Annotated in this window: 7 protein-coding genes, 12 tRNA genes and 1 rRNA gene; 2 read left to right on the forward strand and 18 right to left on the reverse strand. The window is 50.9% G+C overall.

Annotated elements, in window-relative coordinates; all coding sequences use genetic code 11:
* Positions 1–10: 10 nt before the first annotated feature.
* The 5 genes from HQN87_RS25175 to HQN87_RS25195 form a co-directional block, all read right to left on the reverse strand.
* Positions 11–481: a phage tail tube protein gene (locus HQN87_RS25175; RefSeq protein ID WP_173138957.1), complete on the reverse strand. Its 471-nt coding sequence runs from the start codon at positions 479–481 to the stop codon at positions 11–13.
* Between the two features lies 1 nt (position 482).
* Complete coding sequence (locus tag HQN87_RS25180; protein ID WP_173138959.1) at positions 483–1,805, reverse strand: phage tail sheath family protein; 1,323 nt, start codon at positions 1,803–1,805, stop codon at positions 483–485.
* Entirely contained in the window at positions 1,805–1,996 is a 192-nt protein-coding gene (locus HQN87_RS25185; RefSeq protein ID WP_173138735.1) for a hypothetical protein, read from the reverse strand. Before HQN87_RS25185 ends, HQN87_RS25180 begins: the two co-directional genes overlap by 1 nt.
* A gap of 11 nt (positions 1,997–2,007) precedes the next feature.
* Positions 2,008–2,430, reverse strand: coding sequence for a phage tail terminator family protein (locus HQN87_RS25190; protein ID WP_173138961.1), 423 nt, complete (start codon positions 2,428–2,430; stop codon positions 2,008–2,010).
* Positions 2,431–2,832: 402 nt separating this feature from the next.
* On the reverse strand, positions 2,833–3,327 hold the full coding sequence (locus tag HQN87_RS25195) for an ArpU family phage packaging/lysis transcriptional regulator (protein WP_216857452.1): 495 nt from the start codon (positions 3,325–3,327) through the stop codon (positions 2,833–2,835).
* A 304-nt stretch (positions 3,328–3,631) separates the two neighbouring features.
* On the opposite strand from HQN87_RS25195, the gene HQN87_RS25200 reads away from it, so the two are divergent.
* Positions 3,632–4,072, forward strand: coding sequence for a transcriptional regulator (locus HQN87_RS25200; RefSeq protein WP_173138963.1), 441 nt, complete (start codon positions 3,632–3,634; stop codon positions 4,070–4,072).
* Between the two features lie 45 nt (positions 4,073–4,117).
* Complete coding sequence (locus tag HQN87_RS25205; protein WP_173138980.1) at positions 4,118–4,531, forward strand: ImmA/IrrE family metallo-endopeptidase; 414 nt, start codon at positions 4,118–4,120, stop codon at positions 4,529–4,531.
* A gap of 78 nt (positions 4,532–4,609) precedes the next feature.
* On the opposite strand, the gene HQN87_RS25210 is transcribed toward HQN87_RS25205, so the two are convergent.
* From HQN87_RS25210 to rrf, 13 genes are all read right to left on the reverse strand, one after another.
* A tRNA-Pro gene (locus HQN87_RS25210) sits at positions 4,610–4,683 on the reverse strand.
* Between the two features lie 17 nt (positions 4,684–4,700).
* Positions 4,701–4,774: transfer RNA gene (locus tag HQN87_RS25215), tRNA-Gly, on the reverse strand.
* 12 nt (positions 4,775–4,786) lie between these two features.
* A tRNA-Pro gene (locus HQN87_RS25220) sits at positions 4,787–4,860 on the reverse strand.
* A gap of 159 nt (positions 4,861–5,019) precedes the next feature.
* Positions 5,020–5,096: transfer RNA gene (locus HQN87_RS25225), tRNA-Arg, on the reverse strand.
* Between the two features lie 8 nt (positions 5,097–5,104).
* A tRNA-Gly gene (locus tag HQN87_RS25230) sits at positions 5,105–5,179 on the reverse strand.
* A 6-nt stretch (positions 5,180–5,185) separates the two neighbouring features.
* Positions 5,186–5,269: transfer RNA gene (locus HQN87_RS25235), tRNA-Leu, on the reverse strand.
* Positions 5,270–5,285: 16 nt separating this feature from the next.
* Positions 5,286–5,358 (reverse strand) — tRNA-Lys (locus HQN87_RS25240).
* A gap of 5 nt (positions 5,359–5,363) precedes the next feature.
* Positions 5,364–5,437, reverse strand: a tRNA-Gln gene (locus HQN87_RS25245).
* A 53-nt stretch (positions 5,438–5,490) separates the two neighbouring features.
* Positions 5,491–5,566: transfer RNA gene (locus HQN87_RS25250), tRNA-Val, on the reverse strand.
* A gap of 55 nt (positions 5,567–5,621) precedes the next feature.
* A tRNA-Glu gene (locus HQN87_RS25255) sits at positions 5,622–5,696 on the reverse strand.
* Between the two features lie 12 nt (positions 5,697–5,708).
* Positions 5,709–5,784 (reverse strand) — tRNA-Thr (locus tag HQN87_RS25260).
* A gap of 1 nt (position 5,785) precedes the next feature.
* Positions 5,786–5,861, reverse strand: a tRNA-Asn gene (locus HQN87_RS25265).
* Between the two features lie 9 nt (positions 5,862–5,870).
* Positions 5,871–5,987, reverse strand: a 5S ribosomal RNA gene (rrf, locus tag HQN87_RS25270).
* Positions 5,988–6,000: the final 13 nt, after the last annotated feature.

Genomic DNA, 6,000 nt, shown 5'->3' on the forward strand with positions numbered 1-6,000 from the left:
AGCTTATCTGTTATTGGCCGGAGCCTGCCGGAGCACTGAAGGACTGTGCCAGTTCCACATCCTCGAAGGTAAAAGCAACCTCTTCCTCCAGCGCATCCGACTCCGTATCGAGCGAAGCCATGATCACACTGTCCAGATTGACATCCTTCAGCATAATGCGCTGCGCCCCCACCGTAGAGGATGGATCTTCATTCGTCACGATAATGTTGAAGTACTGGTCAATCCCTGTCTTCATATAATCCAGCATCATCTGACGGAACCGGCTGGTCATGTAGAAAATCGTCATCGTACCGCTGCCCGACCAGCCGGTTGCCTTATGCTGCACCCCGCGGCGTCCCAGCGTCTTCACTTCCGCCTTCTGCTTCTCCACTGTAGCTTCGAGCGTCTTCACATAGAACATTTCTTCCGTCTGTCCGTTAATCATGGCATAGGCCCGGCCCTCCTGGCCGGATAGCGTATCGCTGGCTTTTAAGAATGTCATCTTAGACCACCTTCACTTTCATATATACTTTTTCTACGGAATCCACCGGCTTCACAGCTACCTCCAGCACAACACTGTCACTGTCTGCTCCGGGGGTAACCACAATATCGCTCTGCGCGTTGAAGCTCTCAATCGCCCCCAGATTCTGCAGGTCATTCATATAAGTGACACACTGCGTCCAGAACAACGCACGCCCGTCCTCATTATTCGGCAGCTTGCCAATGAAGTAGTTCTCAAAAATCCGCTTCAAATCACCCGCAATCCCATCCAGTACACGCAACACACGGTTCTTCGAGAAGGCTTTGCCTTTGTCCGGGGAGAAGGAAGTAAAGGTGTTGATGTCCTGTTCAACCACAGCACGGCCTCCGCTATAGGTGAAAAGCAGTTCCCCGTCTGTAAGTGCGGCTACCGTTTCGGAATGACTGAAGCGCACATCCGCATCAACGGCATCATCATAGGCCTGATACGTCAACGATTCATTCACAGCGGCGGCGGCAGTAGCACCGGCTACCCAGGCCACGGCATGCGTTTTATCCACCACAGTCCCGTCGCTCAGCACTACACCATTCGCCACACTGATGATGCCTTCTTGGTCAGCTGTAGCATAATCGGACAATACTGCCTGCACCTTCTTGCCTTCGGTAGAACGCAGACGCTTCACATAAGCGCTGTATAGGGACTTGAGCGTATTGTCCTGCGACACCAGACCCACGGTCTGGAAGTCCTGAACCTCAAGTGCCGACAGGAACGCACTATGCTCCGCATTAGTAACCGTACCGTTCGCCCCGCCAGCCAGCGGCATTCCTGCCGTTACCGTAAGGGAACCGGGCCCATTGGGTTTGAATTCCACATAGCTATTAGCAGCCAGCCCGTCAGCAGCGCTTACCGTTTGTTTGTCCACCTCAGCGCCATCGAGCAGCGTCCGCACATCGAACCGGGCATTGTCGTCAATGTTCTTCTCGATGATTACCTGAAGCGCATTGCCGCGTTCCCCGCCATACCTTGCCGTAGCCTGAACCCCGTTATTGGTCACGGCAGCCTTCACACCCTCATTCAGACGGTAGAGCAGCAGCGTACCTGCCCGTTTCAGCACTTCTCTTACAGGCAGCAGCTCAGCAGCCGTCAGATCATACCCAAGCTTTTGCCGGAAATTATCCTGAGCCGTAAGCTTCACAATCACTCCTGCGGGTCCCCAAGGCAGCGTAAGCGCCAAGGCCGCCGTACCGCGTTCCCCCATTTTACCTGCCACAATCCCGTTCGAGGCCACATTTACGTATACCCCCGGACGCACCTTGTTTTGTGTTGTCCATGTTCCTCCAGCCATTAGATAACCTCCTTATTTAGATACAGCCTCATTAATTGCTTAGCGTCTTCCAATGTGTAGCATTCTTCCTCTTGCAGAACTACTTCCAGCACATCCTTTTCCCCCGGCGAAAAAAGGGCAGAACCCCTAATCTGCTTCTTCCCAAAAACATCCGGCTCTCCTCCGCTGCCTTTCAGCTCACTCGCCTTCATTCCCTTAGAACTCATTTCAGCCGCGCTCCTTCCGTGAAGTGCCCCATCAGCGCTGCTTCTTCCTCCGGCTGCTTTTGCCTCTGGAGATAGAGCATGTAATCCACTGTGAACAGTGGCCCCTGTCCCTCTGATCCGTTCACCCAGGACTGGCGCATCACCCGGAACTCAGGATTTCCGCCTTCTCTTGCCGCCAGCGCCTCACATAAGCCGTCTGCCATAGCCTCAGCCTCAAGCGGACTTCCCTGCTCATAGCGGATACCGAAGCGGTACACAGCCATGTACCTGTCTTCACGCTGCCGGTCATAGGTTGCTGAGATCAACCCCAGCTTGAAGCAGGCCGTCTGTGGCTTGTCCCCCTCCACATAGACAGGAACACCCGGGAAGAACTGTACCAGCGCCATCGTGATGTTCTCCCGTAATTGTTGTACAGTCATGACTTCATTCCCCTCATGATTAGATGTGGTAATCCCTCCTGCCTTTCTTGAAATCACCAACGGATACGATTCAGCGAGAAGCATATCCGCCCTTTATCAGGCAACGACCGAAAGAACTTTCACCGCGCCTCGTATACCAGCTTCCAGTGGGCTGGATTATGTAGAGCATTCATGCTCCTGCGGTGTCCTTCTGCTTCATTTGCCATGTTATAATCATAGACCCCCTGCGACCTTGCAGAGACGCTTTTACAGAGGAGATAGAGATAACTTAGGGTGTTAAAAGGGATGGTAAAAGGCGGTTTGCGGCCCAAATCCGTTGACAAACGCAGAGCCGCTATTTAAACAAAAAGGCCGCATCACCCTAACGGGTAATACGACCACTTGAAATGCCAATTACATCTCTCAAAAAGAACTCTGTCCCTTGACCACTCCGGCCGGGGACTTCTCCAGCGCAGCCAGAGATAACAGCTGCAGATCTGCAAGCGCCAGCGCCATCTTATAGAACGCCTTCGACCTTATTTTCACATACGTGTCCTTGCTCACCGGGGGATCGAACACATGATTATAGATCGTGTAATCGTAGCTCTCCTCTCTGCGCATGTATCTCTCCCGCACCAGTTGCTGCTCTCTCTGTGTAAGGCGCTCTACTACCGAGTCGATTACGGCGCAGTAAGCTCTTCTGGCTGCTGGAACATCTACATTATGGGCTGCTATGGCTGCTGTCTGATCGGTGACCGCATTCGTAGCGCCATGGAACCTTTCGGTGTAAGAGTACGTAATTCCGGCCTCTTTGGCCTCGAAGGTTACAGTCTTAAATATCCGGTATTTCTCCAGCATATTCTCTATAGTGACCTGAGTCCGGCGGCGGTCAAGCTCGGGCAGCGAAGATAGGATCATCATTTGGACCACTCCTTTACGATTAAAAAAGATTTAAGAACTTTGTTGCGGACCTTTCCAGCCAAATGTGGTAAAATTCTACTTGTTCGCATACTGTTCGCTTTTTTCAATAATATACCACTTATCTGCCAATTCAGTAAAACCCCATTTAAGCCCGTTTTGGAGCATAAACAAGCCTAAATCATCGTCATTCTTACCTTTTGGCAATAATGGACTCTTTATTGTTTACCTATTGGCATAAATAGCTTATATTAATATTAATAACAACAGCTATTTAGGTATATGGGATAAGGAGTGGTTAACGATGGCAGAGGAATTCGGCAACTATCTGAAACAGCTTCGGGAATCAAAGGGGCTGACTATTAATCAGCTGGCGGCTCTTGCCGGTATTAGTGGAGCACAAATTTCGCGGATCGAGAATGGATTGCGGGGTGTCCCTAAGCCGGCAACCCTGCGTAAGATTGCTGAAGCGACAGAGGTGTCTTACGAAGAGCTTATGGGCCACGCCGGTTATTTAACGGAAGCGGAGAGCAGTCCGGAGGGCCCCATACCTGTATGGGCCACAAGCAAGGATAAGCGGGACTTCCGCCAGATGCTGGAGGATGACGGTGAGCTGATGTTTGACGGAATCCCACTCAATAAGGAAGATAAGCAGCGGATCAAGGATGTGTTAACCGGCCTATTCTGGGAGGCGAAGCAGATGAATAAGAGAACCCAGCCCAAGCACAATCCAGGCAAGGAGTAATAACCAGGCAATCATACTACTATTAACATGCTGCGGGTGAAGAATATGGATGAGCTAATCAAGCGTCTGGTCAAAAAACACAATACCAACAGCCCATTCGAGCTGGCTGGGGCACTGGGTATTCACATCAGATTCATGAATCTGGGTGAAGGCACCAAGGGCTTATACTATCGTAAGTTAAGAAGAAGGTTCATTGTCATTCATAATCAGCTGCCTCTGGAGTGGCAACGTTTTGTGTGTGCGCATGAGCTGGCTCATGACCGCCTGCATAAAGGAGTCAACCGCTTCTTTATTGAGGAGAATTCCTATTTCTCCCCAGGTAAGCTGGAACGGCAGGCTAACCTATTCGCGGTGAAGCTGCTATCGTTCGGCACCTCGATTGAGCAGGATGAATCTTTACAGAGCTATTATGCGAGGATTGGCATCCCGGCAGAGGTTGTCTTTTTTTTAGATGATTAAAGGAACGTATGTTCCTTTAATGGCACAACAAAAAACTCTTACCGCAGTAAGAGTTGATTGCCAGCCAAAGCTGTTCGATCGGGATGACACGATTTGAACATGCGACCCCCTGGTCCCAAACCAGGTGCTCTACCAAGCTGAGCTACATCCCGAAACTATGAAATTAATATGGAGCGGGTGATGGGAATCGAACCCACGCTATCAGCTTGGAAGGCTGAAGTTCTACCATTGAACTACACCCGCAAAGGTGAAATATCGGGATGACACGATTTGAACATGCGACCCCCTGGTCCCAAACCAGGTGCTCTACCAAGCTGAGCTACATCCCGTTAATACAAGTGAAACGATGATTCATTGAAGTTATAAATGGCGCGCCCTGAGAGATACGGATGCTATGCATCCGATTGCGAAGTTGTGCTATCGAAGCTTATGCTCCAACGAACTCGTTCGAATCTGAAGGACACTTTGTTGAATCAATGAAGTAATAATGGCGCGCCCTGAGAGATTCGAACTCCCGGCCTTTTGATTCGTAGTCAAACGCTCTATCCAGCTGAGCTAAGGGCGCATACATAATGGAGCGGACGACGGGAATCGAACCCGCGACCCTCGCCTTGGCAAGGCGATGCTCTACCGCTGAGCCACGTCCGCAATAAGTGGTGCGCGTGAAGGGACTTGAACCCCCACGTCTTACGACGCCAGATCCTAAGTCTGGTGCGTCTGCCATTCCGCCACACGCGCATAAATCAATTACAAGTGAGCCATGAAGGACTCGAACCTTCGACACCCTGATTAAAAGTCAGGTGCTCTACCAACTGAGCTAATGGCTCGTATTTGGCAGGGGATATAGGATTCGAACCTATGATGACGGAGTCAGAGTCCGTTGCCTTACCACTTGGCGAATCCCCTATAATAGATACCTATATAATGCCCACAATCTTCCTCAAATATCAAGAACATTATGGTGGAGGCTGAGGGGTTCGAACCCCCGACCCTCTGCTTGTAAGGCAGATGCTCTCCCAGCTGAGCTAAGCCTCCATATGTATGGTGACCATTAAGGGTGAAACTCAGGGAATTCTCATCCCAATAAAAATGGTGACCCGTATGGGATTCGAACCCATGTTACCTCCGTGAAAGGGAGGTGTCTTAACCCCTTGACCAACGGGCCTTAGTAAATTTGTGGAGCTCTCAACCGGATTCGAACCGGTGACCTCTTCCTTACCATGGAAGCACTCTACCTGCTGAGCTATGAGAGCATGGCTCCCCGAACAGGACTCGAACCTGTGACAACTCGATTAACAGTCGAGTGCTCTACCAACTGAGCTATCAGGGAATATTGTCCGCTTGGCAACGTCCTACTCTCCCAGGACCCTTCGGTCCAAGTACCATCGGCGCTGGAGGGCTTAACGGTCGTGTTCGGGATGGGTACGCGTGGAACCCCTCCGCTATCGCCACCAAACGGGCATTTACAG

Source organism: Paenibacillus tritici (assembly GCF_013204885.1).
Lineage (GTDB): Bacteria > Bacillota > Bacilli > Paenibacillales > Paenibacillaceae > Paenibacillus_AQ > Paenibacillus_AQ tritici.